A 17,508-nucleotide genomic window follows, 5' to 3' on the forward strand; every position below is an offset into this window, starting at 1 on the left:
AGCACATTATGGAACCATTATTCTTAAAACCTGTATTTCAAGAAAAAATTTGGGGTGGCAATCGTTTAAACACTGTCTTCGGTTTTGATTTACCCAACGATAAAATCGGAGAAGACTGGGCAATTAGTGGGCATCCTCATGGAGAAAGCATTGTCGAAAATGGCGAGTTTAAAGGTCAAAAAATTAGTCAATTATGGAAAAATCAACGAGAATTATTTGGTAATCAAGCAGGAGAAGTGTTCCCTTTGTTAACAAAAATCCTAGATGCCGAAGATGATTTATCCGTTCAAGTTCATCCAGATGATGCTTATGGAATGGCTCATGAAGGTGAATTAGGCAAGACAGAATGTTGGTACATTATCAGTGCTGAGCCGGGTGCATCGATCGTTTATGGTCACAATGCAAAAACTCGAGAAGAATTAGCTGAAATGATTCATGATGAAAAATGGGATCAATTATTACGCAGAATCCCGGTAAAAGCGGGCGATTTTTATTATGTTCCTAGTGGGACGATGCATGCGATTGGTAAAGGCATCATGATTTTAGAAACCCAACAAAGTTCTGACACAACTTATCGAGTATATGATTATGATCGAAAAGACGATCAAGGAAAGCTACGTGAATTACACATTCAACAATCCATTGATGTTATGACCGTCCCTGCAACTACACCTGAATTACAGATCAAAGAAGTAAAAAAAGGTAATTCAGCGATTATTACTTATTTGGAATCAGATTTCTTCAATATTTATGAATGGCAAATCATGGGTGAATTAAACTTGAGCCAAACTAGCCTATACACCTTAGCGACCGTTATTGAAGGTTACGGCGAAATGACTGTTGAAGGAAAGACTTTTGAACTAAATGCGGGAACCAGTTTCATCGTACCAAACCAAATAAAAGACTGGAAAATCGCTGGAGAATGCAAAATAATTGCTTCTACACCACAACATTAAAAAATTCTAATTTTCAATAATTGTTATTTTAAAATTCATTTTGAAAATATTATAATATTTTTTTAAAGCCAGAGATGTAATTTTTATTAATATCTCTGGCTTTTTTTTTGTGTTTATTTTGCTAAATAAACACAAGTGTGAAGAATCAATTTAGTAAATTAATTCTGTTAAAAAGATGATATAACAGTCAATAGAATAAATAAATTTAATTAATTATAACTATTAGTTATAAAAAGTGATTTTTGTTTGGAAATTAGATAATAATCTTGTTGGTTTGTTTGATTTCTATTATAATTAAGTGAGGTTTTGTTTCTTAAATTAAATAAAAGGAGGTTAATAAATTGGAATCCAGTGTTAAAAAAAAGTTTTCAATTTCTGGTTTGATTGGGAAAATATTATTAGTAATAATGATTCCATTATTAATTATGAATTGTTACTTACTATATAAGAGTTATGCTAATCCTGATATTCCTCCACAAATTTTTGGGAAAACACCATTAATTGTTCAGTCTGGATCGATGGACGATGGACAAGCTGACAGTATCAAAGTGGGTGATTTGGTCATTGTTGATACAAAAACGGATGGTCAAACTTTCCAAGTGGGAGATGTTATCACTTATGAAATAAATAATGAGTACATTACCCATGAGGTCATCTCGATTCAAGAACAAGATGGAGAAATAGCCTATCAAACACAAGGGCGGGCAAATAATACACCCGACCAAAATCTAGTAACACCTGAGCAAGTTTTAGGGAGCAGTACAATTACCATCCCAAAGCTTGGCGACGTCTTGCTGTTTTTACAAACACCAATTGGTCTAGTAATTACAGTGAGCATACCGATTTTATTATTTTTGGCTTATGATCGAATTCGATCATTTATGCATAAAAGAAAAGGAGGAACAAGTGATGAAGGAACGGAAGAAGGATAAGAACATCAGACGCGCAGGCATAGTCACTGCACTCGTTGTGGTCACTTTAAGTTTAGTTGGAGGAACGTTGGCGAAGTATACAGGCACAGCAACTCATGATGCATCAGCACGGGTGGCGAAATTTGAAGTAGGTAGTAGTTTTACAGAGGATGTATTTAATTTAAATTCTTTATATGATGATTGGAAAGAAAAACCTGTCATTTTAGGTAATGTTTTGCAAACGCCGACAGCTGTTAACACAGCTGGTGATCCTAGTGAACAAGATGTTTGGTCAAATAACACTGACAAAAATATTTTAGCACCAGGTACATCAGGCTTCTTTGAAATTGGTTTGGAAAACAATTCAGAGGTTGCGGTAAGAGCTTCTAACATTACTCTTAGTGAAACAAATACGAACAGTATTCCAATTGAGTATTCATTAATTACTTATAATGCTAGTGGTCAACCAGATACTTCATCTGATTGGGGTACAATTGCTGCTTTAAATACAGCAATTTCAACTGCATCTGGATTAGGTACCTATGATTTAATGAAACCAGCTAGTGGGACATCAACAACAAAAACAGTGGCTGTAGCTTGGCGTTGGTTATTTGAAAGAGAACCTGTTGCTACTAATGATTCATTAGACACAAATTTAGGTACAAAGAATGCAACAAACGAAAACGAAGTAATAACTGGTGATAATGACTATGACAAATTATCAAAATACCAACTAAAAGTAGATGTTGCATTTACACAACTTGACTAATTAATAGGGGGGCACAATGATGCGAAGAATTAAATACTTCCTTTGCGGATTGTGTCTCTTTTTCTTTTTCGGAATGGCACAAGAAGTAAGGGCATCAGAATTTTTAGAAATTGAAGACCAAAACAATGTCATTTGGCAAGAGAATGAAAAATTCCCTCTATTTGGCGACCCCGAATTAAATGGTGATACTTTATTATACCCAACCAAAGATGGCAGTTTCAGTTTTACAATTAAAAATATTACCGATGTTAGACAAGATTATCGCCTAACGATGGCTACTGAAAATCAGCACAATATTCCAATTGAATATGCAATCTATCGAAATAATGAGTTGATTTTTGGCAGCGAGGCCAATTATCAAGAGTTGAATGGGACCTTAAGTCGTGATCGAAGTCTGGCGAGAGGTCAGACTGAAAATTATGAGATTAGGTGGCAGTGGGACGGTTATGTTAGCGATCCACGGGATACTGATTTGGGCATTCAGGCACAAAATGAAGATTTGTATTACAAATTTATTATCACCATTTTGAATGAGGAAGGAATTGCCAGTGATGATCAGGATCGTGATGGAAACATACCGTTGATGCAGATTCCTAATACAAGAGGTGGTTCAGGCACTCAGACTAATCGAGATTCGGGAATTCTCAGATATTTACCAAAAACGGGAGAGGCCTTGCAATACTGGTGGGTTTATACCGGATTTTTATTAATTGGCATAGTTTTAATTATTAAACGAAAAAGAAAGGAAGAGACGAATGAATAAGTTTGTAAAAGACAATCGCTATTTAATTGCCATTTTATTTTCAGTTATTCTGATTTCGTTCTCTTTTCTTGTTCGTTTTACATATTCAAAATATCAAGAAAGTGTCCAAAATAATAAAACTTCTCGTGTCGCTTTGTTTTTAGGCGATGGAATGGTTGTTGAAAATCTTACAGATGATGACGAGATGGTTCCGGGAGAAACAATCAATATTCCTGTGAGCATTTCGAATTTTAAAGGCGCAAGTCAAACTGAAACGTCGTATACATATAACTTATCATTAGAAAATTTTGCTTCTCTACCATTGGAATGGACTTTGAAAAAAGATGGTGTAACGGAATCATTGCCGTACAGTGGAAAAATGACGCCTGGAAAAAAACAAGAGTTAACAGATGAATTTATACTCACGGTTACTTGGCCAGAAGACATGAATGATTATAGTTATGCAGGTCAATTGAAAGCATTGCGCTTGAGATTAGACACGCAACAACTGGATTAGGTGAATAAGATGAAGAATATACTAAAAAACAAAAAAATAGTTGGTGCGATTGCGGTAGTATCAATTCTTTTCATAGGCTTGTTCGCTTACGCAAAATATATCGAGGTACAATCTGAGGACCAACCGATTAAGGCTCGTGATATGTATTTTAATAGCAATTATTTATTAGAGGATAATCCTAGTTCAGAAGCTGATTACACTCTGTCAAACTGGATTGCAGGAGACAGCATCGGTTTGAAATTAAAAAACTTTCCAGATGCGGAACGTTTTACCGAGGTACCGATTGATTACACAATCATACTTGATGGTGGTGTAACGAGTTTTAGAACAAAAGCTAGTGGTGCAAATGATACAAGTTACAGTAATACTCTAGCTGCTTCTGATGTGAAAACACGACAGACAACTGATGATATAAATATTATTTTGCCTGATGACTTTTTATCGGGAGTAGAGGAAAGAAAAGTTCGAGTGAAAGCTACAGTAACAGCTCCTTATCGTTATGAATTGTCAGCTGATTTTTTAATTAAGAAAGCAGCGAGTGGTTATACCTACTCGGTAGAAGATTCAGCTAGCAGTCCTTATGCCAAAGTAACAGTTACGGCAGATACAGCTACAGCTTTAACTTTATCCTGGAGTAACGATACTGTAGCACCTGATCAGACAAATTCGATCTTTTTTTGGAAAAACCATCGTGAATGGAATCGGGGATGCTCGATCTATCCAGTTAGATACTTTGAATTCAGGAGAATCAATTGTTTTTTATATGCTGAAGTACAGGCCTGATGAAGTTTATACAAATCAATCAGCAGATGTATTTTTTGTAAGTGGATTAGCTGTAAATAATTAGTAACTCGAGGAAAGTTTGAGGAGATGATTTTATGAAAAAAATAAGACCTATAGTTATATCAGTCATCACTTTTTTATTAGTAGTCTCTTCGTTTGCTAATATTTCTTCGATTGCTGTTAGTCAAAGACAAACTTCTGGGACAGAAACTAGTACCTTGAATTCGTATACAAAAAATGAAGAGATACCAGCAAATGAAGCAACAAGTACTTCTTCTGAAGAACCGGAAATATCATTTGAGGAAGATACTGAACAAGAGGCAGCAGACATAGAAATGCCCGAAGCCAAAACTGGATCAGAACAAGCTGTGAATGATCGATTTTTTTCAAGGGTTGCTGGAGAAAATGGTTCAGAAACTTATTTTCGAAAAGACGATGAACTCGACGTTAGTACAAACTGGCTGGGTGTAGATACACAAGGATATAATCTAAATATTCAGTTGAATGATTACACAACTTCAGCAGCTACTAGACAAGTAGAAATTGATATTCCTTATGGCGTTATGATAAGAAGAACGCAATTAGATGATATAGCTGGTTCTAACGCCTCTCCTCATGTAATTAACTGGTCTATCAAAGAAAGAAACCCGCGTGTAATTAATCAAATGGATACAACCTTTAATGAGTCAGAATTTCTTGATTCTAGTAATGAAGATAATCCTTATAATGCTAGTTACATAACTGGATCAAAGATTGTTATTGAGCTAGATCCTTCATTTGAAACTGCGGGTTTATCTCTAAGTCTGTTGCCCAATTATATGGATACTGGTCACGATAATCGCTCCTATTGGTCCGGTGTGGAGAATAGCAGTCTTACTCGAGGCCTTCCATTAACAATTGAAATGTTTGAAGATGATACGTCAGTTGAAAAAAGAACCTTAGATGATATTAATATGCCTTCACCAGCAGTGGCATCGGTTGTTACTGGATCAACACCAGGAAGTGGACAACCCAATCCGCAAACTTTAGATACAGATTTAAGTATTTACATTCAAACGCGCTTAAGAAGAACGAATGAGAGTCTTGGCCGAAATGCCTATTATATGAGTAATGTTTCTTGGCAAGCTTATGTTCCTCACAAAGATTTAGGAGACGGAACATATGTATCGGCTATTTTAGATGGTACAAGAATGCAAGCCTGGATTGATCGATTGACTGCAGCAAATGGAAAACCAGTATTAACGTATTCTACTGAAACGCAGGCGGATGGCAGAGTTATCGTGAATTATTCTTTTGCCGATACAAGTCAAGAATATTTATTATTAGTCAATCAACTAGAGATGCATTATAAACTACCTTCAGAAGTAGAAGAACCGGATCCTAGCAAGAATTTTTCTACTAGTGATAAAATTTTATTTACCGGTGAAAATTTAGGTTGGGATTTTGGGAATTATCAGGCTGATGAAGACGGTAATATGAATATGACAAGAAATCAAGTTTGGCCTTTAGGAGATTCAACGATTTCTGTCTCAATCAAAGGTGCAGATGTGCCACTAAATTTTGAAAAATCACACGGAGTTAGTGGTAGTTGGTTTTCAACGTTAACTAGAACAGAGGGACAGCAAAATTTACTAGGATTTAATTTGATTGAAGAAAACACAGGTGGCAGTGGAACTGCCGAAGTAAATTATGAATTTGGGACTGGAACGCCTTGGCGAATGGGTGTTACAACTGTCCAATTCTGGACGGTAAATACTGACTATGGTGGTAGTATTACTTCAGCAAGAGAGTATCCCTATAATTTTAAATTTAAACTTCAAAAAAAAGGATCTACTGCAGGTCAAAATGAATTAGAAGGGGAATATACATTAACACCCAGTCAAGAGTATGCAGGTGTAAACATTTCACGAAACTATAGTCAAAGCGTTGTAGGTAATGTCAATTCAAAAGAGGTGGAGCCGCTACTCGGATATCCTGACGAACGAGGGTATTATTATGTCAATCGTGAAATGTTAACTAAAGGATTAGATGAAGTACCAGAGGATATTGACGATTATTACATTAAATCCTTGACTTATGATTTAGCGATTACTCCAACAAGAGATGGTGGGCATTATACAAGTGGAAATTCAAATCAACTGAGAAATGTTGGAGGGAATTTTTTTGGAAAAACTTTCCAGACAGCCTTAGGGAATGGTAGACCGCAAACTACATTTAGTATCAAGGGTATTAATGGTACTGAAAGTAATAATTACGTTAACGATGGTATTCGTACACAAATCATTACGGATAGTTATGTCGCCAACCAAGCAGATGTTTCTCTAGGTATCAATGATATGACTGTCAAAAATGAAAATGATAAATTGATGATGACATCAGATGATCGGGTCGCGGTAGGTGAAAAAGTAAATATAGAAGCTCAAGCTTTTCATTATTTTTATCCGTATGCTTATGGGCAATATTCTCCTGACCCAGTTTTTATCATTCGAACGCCAGTAGATATGGATTTATTGCCTTCGACAATCGGCCTCACCCAAGACGGTGAGGCGTTAGCCTATGATCTTAGTGATCCGATTCTTTTAGGAGAAAATGGCGTGAATGGTAAAGTTTATCTGGTCACGCCGCAGACAGAGAAAGGCATAGGATATTATAATGAAGACCGTGAGTCAATAGGTAATAATATTACAATTAATTATCAGATGCAGGTAAATATCTCTGCCCGTGCCGAACTGATAAATTATCAAGAGTTATTGTTTATAACAGATAAAAATTTAGCATCTGGTTATGCAGGTCAAAATCCTGGAACTATGGTACAAGACCAATGGGGAGTCGGGGAAGCAATAAGTGCAGAAGAGACAGCCCAAGACACTGATTTAGCAAAGATATTTTATTATTCTAATAATACGCCATCACAAACAGGCTACAGACTATCTGGTGCTTATAATAGTGGAAATTACATGTTTAATACTGTTCAAGCAGAGCTCGATTTCGGTTTAAGCACTGATTTATCTGAAGAAGTACCTGAAGATGATGCTGGAATAGGAATGTTAGACAGTAACGAAACAGCCTTTGACATGAATTTTTCCATGAATAATACTAGTCAGCCTGGATATGTAGTCAGCCCAACAGGTAGATTTTTCTATTACTTACCAATTCCTAAAACAACTGCAGATGCGAACTTACCTGAATGGTATGATTCACAACAAACTAGCCAATATTCCCTGAAGTTAAATGGAGAGGTATCAATAGAATCTTCGGCAAATGTTAATTATCAAGTGTATTATTCCACGGATAAAAATCTGCTCTATAATAGTGGTGATACCTCGATTGGAGGAAGTGCCACTGTTGCCAAATATGTTCCCTATGAAGATGTTCAGGATAGTTTAGCAGATGTGACAATGGTCAAAGTTGTTGCAGAAGTTCGAGGAGCAAATAATACCCTTGTTCCTTATGGAGAACAAATGACTGCAAGTTTGCCTGTTATCTATAATGGTTCCAAGACAGAATTTGATACAAAAGCTAAAGAAGTTACCTCGTGGCAGCCATATTTGATTCAACGGTACACACTTGATGGCGCAACCAATGAATTTAGAAACATTGCACCAGTAAAACAAGTTAGGATTCGCTACCGTGAAATTTTTGAGCGTGACATTTATGCTTTTAATGAAACAGATTATCCAAATTGGCAAACTGAAAATACCCCAAGAATACAAACTGTCGATTTACCAGATTTTGAGAATTTAACAGGATCTAATTTGCAAATAAAGAGTGTAGAAACCACCTCCAATGTTGATTTAGAGACAAAAAATACAATTAGTAACAATTTAAATAACGGCGTAACTTATGGTAATCGAACATTTGCGATTGATAATGGATTTAGTGGAGGTTCAATAGAAGAGTTGGCTTCAATCAATGGTATTACCTCGATTGGTAATATTTCGCAAACTGGAAATCAATTAAACTACGAAATATTTAATACAAACAATATCAATAATGTATTAGATGCAAGAAAAGTGACAATTACTTATCAATCAAAAGATTCGGATGATCTTGAATTTCAAGTAGTTCTAAACATTAGACGACGGTTGTCCAAAATTACACCAGAAACTGCTTTGGTTGCTGGGAAAGAATATTCTACAATAACTCCAGGTGATGCTACTACAACATTAGAAGATGGTGCTTTTACTGTTCAATTTGCGTATGATGTGACAGGAGTGAATGAAAATAATGTTGGTGCAGCAATTGGTAATGATACTTTCCTATCTTTTAATAAATCCGATGGATCGACTTCAGCTGAAGTGAATCTACCAGCAGGAGCGACAATCTTGATGAAGAATCAGTCACGAAAAGATGGTGAGCCTATTGACCCAATTTATTATTACTATAGAAATGAAACGGGTAGTCCATTAACTAAGGTTGATCTCACCAAATTTATTCGGACTGGGACAACGAACGAAACCTTGACTATCGCGGATATGAAGAATTGGGCGGTCGATTATGATCAACTTTCTTATTTATTTATTATAGATTTCGGACAAGGAAACGCACCTGTAACTACTTCTGATAATTATATTAGTTTGGAATTTGCGACAAGTGCAGCTTATGAAAGTCCAAGCTATAACATAAATTCTGAACGTATCTTCACCCATAATCAAACTGAGTTTCCACCTGTTAGTGTGCAACAAAATGAAGCACTAAATTTAGGTGGTAGCCTCGATGTAAACGATGTGACTGGTAGTGTAGATGCTTTTAATACAGATAAGTCTGTAGCAATGGTTATTGATTTGACCAGTGCGATGAATGGGGATACCGTCAATTGGCCTCAAGGGACGTTACTTACAGACAGTGAGGGCGAAATTATTGAAACCCGCAGAGTTGGTAACCAGCTGATATTTATTTATCCATTAGGAGATCTGACTAACGCTGGGGCATTGTTTGAATATAATTTTAAAATCACCACACCAGTCGATCCATTACCAGTTGGCTTTTATAATCTGAACTTGCAAATAAAAACTAATTATGAAGGCGACTATCCACTCAATGGGAAAGTTGTTAATACGATTAGTGGAGCTTTTATGATATCCCAGCAGCCTTCAACTGGTTTAAGAGTCACATCAAACCTAAATGACCGCCTACTATACAACAGCAGTTCAGTTCGAGATATTACTTTAAACTATTCTAAAACCAATATTTCAAAAGTAACGGCTGAAGTTCAAGTGAAAAATGGCAGTCAATATAAAGTGGTGGAGGATGCAGTGAGAGATCAAATTTTTGCTAATTTGAATCCGATTTTGGGAGCTGATACTGGTTCCTGGAATATTCAGATAGCGAATGATTTAGCTCAAAGTTTAAATGGCGAATATCAAATTGTCTTTAACGCTTATCAAAATGAAGCTGATACCGAACCGCTTTATCAAGTACCGTGGACCTTTATGATTTGGGATCCACCAGAAAATTAATGTTAAAAAGCGTGACTACGATTTTTTCGTAGCCACGCTTTTTTAGTCTTCAGGAATTTCTGGTAAGTCAATATTTTCACCGTATTTATTTTTTAAAGCAGTTTGTAATAAACGGATAGCTAGGGCTTTATTGCGAGAAAGAATTGGACCATGGAAATACGTGCCGTAAACATTTTTGTAAATGACACCTTCGCCGCTGTCTTCGCCATTGTTCCCTTTACCTTCTTTTACCGTACCGAGTGGTCGTTCACCTTCACCAAGGAAAGTCCGACCATTATGATTTTCAAAGCCGTAATAGGTTTCGTCAAATTCTTCATTATGAATAATGATATCACCGATAAAACGATTATTGTCTTGGCTCAAAGTGTAGTGATCCATTACACCGATACCGGGAATTTTTTCGCCGTCAGCGCCGACGTAATAATGACCTAATAATTGATAGCCACCACAGACAGCTAAAAGCACACCATCATTTTCGATATATTTTTCGATGGCTTCTTTTTTATTTTGAATATCTTTTGAGACAATCATTTGTTCATAATCTTGTCCGCCACCGAAGAAAACTAAATCGTATTTTTCAGCGTCGAAGTCTTGGTAGATACTGACAATTTCAGTATGCAAGTCAATGCCCATCTTTTCAGCATAATATTTCAACATTAACAAGTTGCCGTTATCGCCGTATGTGTTGAGTAAATTACCATATAAGTGTGCTAGATTCAGTTCGTATTTAGCCACGATCCATTCCTCCATCAATGTAACCTTTTTGTGCCAATTCTTTTCTCAATTGTAAGACTGCTGTGTAAGTCGCTAAAATATAGACATGTTCAGTAGGTAATTTTTTGATATCTTCAATGACTTCAGTTAAGCTTTCGGCTTCAGTTAATTTTTCTGTAGGAATCCCAGCCACTTTTAGTCGTAAAGCCATATCTTTGTGCCGATCGCCACCTGCAATTACCGCTGGAATATTCATTTCAGCGAATGCTTCATGATTACCATCCCAGATCCAGCTGACATCAATCCCGTCAGCGTAGTTAGCATTTAGTAAAGAGACTAGTGAGAAAGGGTAGGGTGCTAGTCCAATCATATCGATTACTTGGTTTAGACCCACCGGATTTTTCACTAAAACTAAGGTACATTTTTTACCCTCAATTTCAAATTCTTCTTGGCGACCAAAAACTTTTTCATCATAACCAAGGCCTTTTTTGATATTTTCAGGAGCAATGTTGAAATATTCTGCTACAGCGGTAGCCGCTAGTGCATTGTAGACGTTGTAAAGACCACCGACTTCGATTTTATAATCTTGTCCATCAATCACGAATTCAGAGGATTGGTTATCCATAGCTACCATTTCGGTTAATTGATAGTCTAATTCAGGACGATGGAAACCACAGTTAGGACAGAAATATTTACCCAAGTTAGCATAAGTAATCATTTGATATTTTAAGATGTGCTGACAAACTGGACAAAGCAAACCGTCAGTATTGTAATGGGCATCCTGTTCATGATCAGGTTCGTGATCGAAGCCATAATATTTTCTAGGATTCACGGTTTCTACTGAGTTAAAAATTGGCGAGTCACCATTAGCAATGATTGGCGCTGTAGGCGATTTTGCGGCGCCGTCGACGATTAGTTTGTAAGTTGTGTAAATTTCACCGTAGCGGTCCATTTGATCGCGAAAAATATTGGTAAATAAAAACAGCTCTGGTTTGATATATTCAGTCACTTTACTTAAACTTGCTTCGTCAATTTCTAAGACAGCAATTTTTTTATCGCCCCGTTTTCCTTTGGCATTTAAAAAAGTAGATACGATTCCTTGGGCCATGTTGGCACCAGTTGGATTGGTTAAGACATAATCGTATTCTTGTTTTAAAATATTTACCGTTAAAGCGGTTGTTAAAGTCTTACCGTTTGTTCCAGTAACAACCACCACTTTATAATCTTTTACAAGGGCATCCAGCACTTTTGGATCTAAGCTTAACGCTAGTTTCCCCGGATAGCTGGAACCTCCTTTAAAAAAGGTTTTTAGAACCCATTGTGCCGTCTTGCCAGCGGTAATCGCTAGTTGACTTTTTAACCCCATCATAAATCCTCCGTGTCTATTTACAAATTTAGTTGTATCTTATCATATTTGCCAAAAAAATTTAAACGGCTTTTCTCTTTCTTAAGTTTTAACCAAAAAAGACCCGATGTCAGGGGAACATCGGGTCAGGAGTAAGGATGAAAAAGAAATAGGATTATTTGGTATGTTTGTATATTAACGAAGAAATATGAATAAAATACGATGAATTTTTGGATAACCTTTAAACTTTTTGTGCTGATTATCCGATAATAATTTTTTCTTCAGGAAATTCGTAACCAATATCGCGGGTTTCTTTTGGTACAAAGAGCATTAAAGTATACAGCATTCCGATTCGACCAATAAACATTAATAAAGCAATCATCAATTTACCTGTTATAGATAAATCTGGTGTGATGCCTAATGATAGTCCGGTGGTTCCAAAGGCGGAAGTAACCTCGACAATGATTGCTACCAAAGAATGTTTTTCAGTAGCAGTCAAAAATAAGATACTAAAAAAACACATTCCAGCTGAAAGCATAAAAACTACAACCGATTTTCTGACATCTTCTGGTGGAATTTTACGACCAAAAACATTAATGTCATTTTCATTTTTCAAGAAAGAATAGAGATATAATCCGATGATTGCAACGGTTGTCGTTCGAACACCACCGCCAACGGAACTAGGTGAACAGCCAATAAACATCAGCATGGAAAAGACAATCAAAGTAGTACCTTGGAATTGGTTTAAATCATGAATTTGTAAGCCAGCATTACGGGTAGTCATGGAATAAAAGCCAGCATTTAACCATTGGTCTAAGAAATTCATCTGATTAAAACTATGGTCTTTTTCTAGTAACCAAATAATTAATGCGCCGCCGATAAATAAAATTACGAAAGCTAAAAGGGCAATTTTAGAAAAGAGTGAAAAACGAAAGGGCATTCGGTCTTTTTTTATTTTGTGAAAAACCCAGCCATGAAAATCCATCATCACTGGAAAACCAATCCCACCGATAAAAATCAATAGCATAACCGTTAGAATGAAAAAATGATCATTTGCGAAGGGAATAATCGAATCACCAGTCACGTCAAAACCTGAATTGGTAACCGCCGAAATTGCTTGATAAAAACCATAGAAAATTGCCTGACTGATTTTTTTGTAAGAACCGCTTAAATAAAAATGAAGAGAAAACAAAATGCCAAAAATCAATTCAACCCACAGAATCATCTTAAAAGTAACCTTGATTAGATTAACAATCCCACTTAAACGAGGTTGATTCATATCAGTCATAATTAGTTGCCTTTGTTTTAAGGTGATTTTACGTTTAGAAACAATGAAAAAGAAAGTGCTAATCATCATGATTCCTAAACCACCAACATGAAATAGAATTTCCAATAAAACAACGCCACGATCATTAAATATTTCGTGAATATTGAAAGTCGTTAAACCAGTTACTGATATAGTTGAAATGGACATAAACAGCATATCTAAAAAAGAAGCATGGGAATCTGGTTGTCGAAAAATCGGCAAATAAAATAAGCCTAATGCTAAAATTGTCATTACAATATAGTAGGAAACAATAATTTGAATCGACGAAAAGCGATTAGTTAATTTTTGCCACTGTTTTTTCAAAAAGTCGAAGCGTTGTTCTAAGTGCATAGGGGTACTCCTAAATTTTTTTCTTAATCTTAGTATAGCAGACAATCAAAAAAACGCGCTGAAAATCAGTGCGTTTAATCATTTACTGGTTTATTGTAACCTTTATCAGCAAAAGGTTGTAGCTTTCCCAGCCATTATTTTTGCAGTTTTTTTAATTCTTGCTTCATATTAGTGACTTTATCAGTGTCTTTTTCCCAAAGAACTTCAAAACTGAAATTTTCTGCTCCCAATTGATTCCAGTCTTCTTGTAGTGGTGTGCCATGATAAAAATTATTATTTAAATTTAATTGATAAAAATGCCAACGATTTTTTGTATTAGGAACGGCTTTGATAAAGATTTTTCCATTTGATTTATTTTTTATTTGAATGACACCGTAATATGTTTTTTGCTGTTTGTATTCTTGCAATAATGCTTTTTTTCTCGCTAAATCCATCTTAAATCTCCTTTATTTGTTACTTTCCCGCCAATATTTTTTTCCATCGGTTGTACGACTTAAAAAACCGTAGTCAATCAAATAGCGTCTTAAGGTCACATAATCAAAATAGATCTCAGTCAAGTATTGGTTCAATTCCTTTTCTGTCAGCATCGTTTCTGTTGGAATTTCCTCAATCACTCGATTTAGGATGGCGATGATTTTCTTTTGACCTTTAGGTAGTTGTTTTAATTGAGCGCCTTTTGAAAAATCAAAGTATTTTTTTATTAAGGCTGTATATTCCTCTTCAGTAATTGCAAATCGATCATCTACATCAGTAGCTTTTAGTGGAATTGGTAAATAATCGTCCTTTTGAAAGACATTTTCAAAGGTTGCTAAGTATAGTTTGGCTTGTTTCGCTTTTTGACGGAAGGTAAATTTTTGATGTCGAATGGTTGATGGGCTGACTTTAAAAAGTTCGGCAATTTCAGCATCTTTTTTTCCGCTAGCAAAAGCCGTTAATAAATCTTTTTGCTTATCTGTCAAAGTATTGTATTTACTGTCCAGATGAATTAAAGGATTCGTTTTACCTGCATGATTTTTAATCAAATGTTGAATGACTGCTTGTTCAGCTGAGAAGAATTTTTCGCCGATTTGAAATATTTCCTCTTTAGCAAAAACGGCATCGCAATAATTGCAATGATACTTATTATCACCTTGATGCCAACCTTGTTTGATTGCTTCTAAAGATAAATTAGTAATATCCATAATACCCTCCTGTCAAACATAATTATAATTTGTTTATTAAAATTGTCAACAAAAAAGACGAAGATTATTTATCAATCTTCGTCTAACATTATCTTTTATTAAATCAATACACCAATAATTAAGAAGACTAAGATAAGTACAACGGTCATTGCCAAAAGTTTCGTGACAAATTTCATCCACTTATCAAAGCCGACATTGACCATGGCTAATGAAACCAAAATCAAACCGGTCGGTGCCACTAAAGCAATGATCCCTTGGCCCCAGTTGTAGGCATCAATTATCATTGCCCGATCAATCCCAACCACATCAGCTAACGGTGCCATAATCGGCATTGAAAGTACCGCTAAGCCAGAAGATGATTGGATAAAGAAACCTAAAATAATATAAACAAAGAACAAGACACAAATAAATAATACGCTATTCATGCCACTAATTTTATTGCTAAAGAAGTTCATGATTGTATCACTTACAAAGCTGTTCTCCATTACGATACCGACAGAACGAGCAATCCCGACAGTTAAGGCAACGCCTAATAAATCAGCTGCACCGGCCACAAAACTGTTGATGAATTTCTTTTCTCCTAAGCCAGCAACAAAAGCCAAGATATAAGTAACACCCAAGAAAACTACTGCAATTTCAGTGAAATACCAACCTAATTGCTGCACGCCCCAGATCATCACCACGAAGCCCATTACAAAAGTAATTAACGTAAGTTTTTGACGACCACTGAAAAGGGAACGTTCTTCTAAATCTAAATCGCCTAAAAAATGTGCCCGATCTTCACCAGCAGTGTCTGCTACCAATGATTTTTCAGGATTTAAACGAACTTTTTCAGCGTAACGAATGGTATAAACAATGGATAAACCAACAGCAGCTATCCACATTGCAACCCGCAAACCCATTCCTTCGGTGAAGTTTATCCCAGCAGCATTTGAAGCGATAACTGTTGAGAAGGGGTTGACAGTCGATGCCATGGTTCCAATAGCTGTTCCCAGATAAATCGTGGCGACCGCGGTGAGTGTGTCATAACCAGCTAATAGGAAAATCGGAATCAAAATGGGATAAAAGGCAATCGTTTCTTCTGCCAAACCAAAAGTAGTACCGCCTAAAGCAATTAAAGTTAAAACGATGACAATTAACCATTTTTGTTTATTCTTTAGTTTGTCTGATAAACGCATCATACCGGCATTCATCGCACCTGTAGCATTAACGATACCGATGACACCACCTAGAATTAAAATAAATATAATAATATCAATACTGTCGGCAATCCCTTGGACTTGGGCAGATAGAAATTGATAGATTGTTCCTGTAACTCCCCGTGCAGGCTTCTCAATCTCTTCATAAGATCCAGGAATCGCTGCTGGACGGTAGATCGTCCCATCCCTAAATTTTTCCACGTCCATCTTGATGTCATAATCATTTAAAGTTGCTTGCGTTGCAGGTTCTGTAGCTTCCTTCCCAGAAGGTGCAGTAATAACAAATTCATCGCTTTCACCATCGTACATTAAAGTACTGTATTTACCTGAAGGGATAAAAAAAGTGAGGGCTTGTACCATAATTAATACGATGATAATTACCGTATAGGCACTGGGAAATGAACGCTTTTTCTTTTGTGGGACTTCTTCCATTTTTAACAACTCCTTTTATATTTTAAGGACTTTTTTAAAATGCCCTTAATTTATTATACAACGCATTTCTTTGATCAAAAATAATTGAAAAGATTATCATTTTTATATTATTTAATTTTAATTTAAGAAGAGAGATAACAGCTTGTATTTTATTTAATCGCTACAAAATATAGCGAATGACAGTGAAGCAATAGAAAAATCTGTAAATATCAGTCTTTTTCTGCTATGATATTTTAGGAACTATTTGGAAAGGTGATACTAATGGCACAGCTTTTTTTTAAATACGGAGCAATGAATAGTGGGAAGACTATTGAGATTTTAAAAGTTGCTCACAATTATGAAGAACAAAACAAACCCGTTGTCTTAATGACAAGTGGTTTAGATACAAGAGATGGTGTTGGTAGAATTGCTAGTCGTATCGGCTTAAGTCGTGAGGCGCAACCAATTTTTGCAGAGACCAATGTTTTTGAAGAAATTAGGCAGTTAGACTACAAGCCTTATTGTATTTTAATTGATGAAGCACAGTTTTTACTGAAACATCATGTCTTAGAATTTGCTAAAATTGTTGATCAGTTGGGCATACCAGTGATGGCCTTTGGTTTAAAAAATGATTTTAGAAATGAACTATTTGAAGGCTCAAAATATCTTTTATTATATGCAGATAAATTGGAAGAATTAAAAACCATTTGTTGGTTCTGTCACAAAAAAGCAATCATGAACTTGCATTATATTGATGGCAAACCCGTTTATGAAGGAGACCAAGTGCAAATTGGCGGAAATGAAGCTTATTACCCAGTTTGTCGTAACCACTATTTACACCCAAAAATTAAGGAGGAAACATAA

14 protein-coding genes are annotated in these 17,508 nt (G+C 35.8%); 8 read left to right on the forward strand and 6 right to left on the reverse strand.

The genetic code is table 11. From position 1 onward, the window contains the following. Positions 1-5 precede the first annotated feature (5 nt). The 7 genes from manA to ACVWNY_RS03700 all read left to right on the forward strand — a co-directional run bounded on the left by manA (position 6) and on the right by ACVWNY_RS03700 (position 10,137). Entirely contained in the window at positions 6-956 is a 951-nt protein-coding gene (gene manA, locus ACVWNY_RS03670; protein WP_218324814.1) for a mannose-6-phosphate isomerase, class I, read from the forward strand. A 341-nt stretch (positions 957-1,297) separates the two neighbouring features. Beyond that, positions 1,298-1,888 (forward strand): signal peptidase I, encoded by a 591-nt coding sequence (locus ACVWNY_RS03675; protein WP_454071677.1) that lies wholly within the window; start codon positions 1,298-1,300, stop codon positions 1,886-1,888. Next, a complete protein-coding gene (locus tag ACVWNY_RS03680; RefSeq protein WP_218324486.1) occupies positions 1,866-2,636 on the forward strand; it encodes a hypothetical protein in 771 nt (256 codons plus the stop codon). The genes ACVWNY_RS03675 and ACVWNY_RS03680 overlap by 23 nt, the downstream gene beginning before the upstream one ends. Positions 2,637-2,655: 19 nt before the next feature. Further along, a complete protein-coding gene (locus ACVWNY_RS03685; protein WP_454071678.1) occupies positions 2,656-3,399 on the forward strand; it encodes an LPXTG cell wall anchor domain-containing protein in 744 nt (247 codons plus the stop codon). After that, the gene (locus ACVWNY_RS03690) at positions 3,392-3,895 is read left to right on the forward strand and encodes a hypothetical protein (RefSeq protein WP_454071679.1); all 504 of its coding nucleotides are present in this window, start codon (positions 3,392-3,394) and stop codon (positions 3,893-3,895) included. The genes ACVWNY_RS03685 and ACVWNY_RS03690 overlap by 8 nt, the downstream gene beginning before the upstream one ends. A 9-nt stretch (positions 3,896-3,904) precedes the next feature. Further along, complete coding sequence (locus tag ACVWNY_RS03695) at positions 3,905-4,678, forward strand: hypothetical protein (protein WP_454071680.1); 774 nt, start codon at positions 3,905-3,907, stop codon at positions 4,676-4,678. Between the two features lie 95 nt (positions 4,679-4,773). After that, positions 4,774-10,137: a hypothetical protein gene (locus ACVWNY_RS03700; RefSeq protein WP_454071681.1), complete on the forward strand. Its 5,364-nt coding sequence runs from the start codon at positions 4,774-4,776 to the stop codon at positions 10,135-10,137. A 42-nt stretch (positions 10,138-10,179) separates the two neighbouring features. Here ACVWNY_RS03700 and ACVWNY_RS03705 read toward each other — a convergent pair whose 3' ends face one another. From ACVWNY_RS03705 to ACVWNY_RS03730, 6 genes are all read right to left on the reverse strand, one after another. After that, positions 10,180-10,872, reverse strand: coding sequence for a type 1 glutamine amidotransferase (locus tag ACVWNY_RS03705; protein ID WP_454071682.1), 693 nt, complete (start codon positions 10,870-10,872; stop codon positions 10,180-10,182). Further along, positions 10,865-12,217, reverse strand: a complete 1,353-nt coding sequence (locus ACVWNY_RS03710) for a Mur ligase family protein (protein WP_218324492.1) — start codon at positions 12,215-12,217, stop codon at positions 10,865-10,867. Before ACVWNY_RS03710 ends, ACVWNY_RS03705 begins: the two co-directional genes overlap by 8 nt. A gap of 238 nt (positions 12,218-12,455) precedes the next feature. Next, positions 12,456-13,853, reverse strand: coding sequence for a TrkH family potassium uptake protein (locus tag ACVWNY_RS03715; RefSeq protein ID WP_454071683.1), 1,398 nt, complete (start codon positions 13,851-13,853; stop codon positions 12,456-12,458). A gap of 134 nt (positions 13,854-13,987) precedes the next feature. Next, positions 13,988-14,287, reverse strand: a complete 300-nt coding sequence (locus ACVWNY_RS03720; protein WP_454071684.1) for a GIY-YIG nuclease family protein — start codon at positions 14,285-14,287, stop codon at positions 13,988-13,990. A gap of 12 nt (positions 14,288-14,299) precedes the next feature. Further along, positions 14,300-15,034 carry a DUF2087 domain-containing protein gene (locus ACVWNY_RS03725; protein WP_454071685.1) on the reverse strand — a complete coding sequence of 245 codons (735 nt, stop codon included), beginning with the start codon at positions 15,032-15,034 and terminating at the stop codon, positions 14,300-14,302. 98 nt (positions 15,035-15,132) lie between these two features. After that, on the reverse strand, positions 15,133-16,665 hold the full coding sequence (locus tag ACVWNY_RS03730) for a YfcC family protein (RefSeq protein ID WP_218324496.1): 1,533 nt from the start codon (positions 16,663-16,665) through the stop codon (positions 15,133-15,135). Positions 16,666-16,926: 261 nt separating this feature from the next. On the opposite strand from ACVWNY_RS03730, the gene ACVWNY_RS03735 reads away from it, so the two are divergent. Continuing rightward, positions 16,927-17,508, forward strand: coding sequence for a thymidine kinase (locus tag ACVWNY_RS03735; RefSeq protein WP_454071686.1), 582 nt, complete (start codon positions 16,927-16,929; stop codon positions 17,506-17,508).

Source organism: Enterococcus sp. JNUCC 77 (assembly GCF_054819945.1).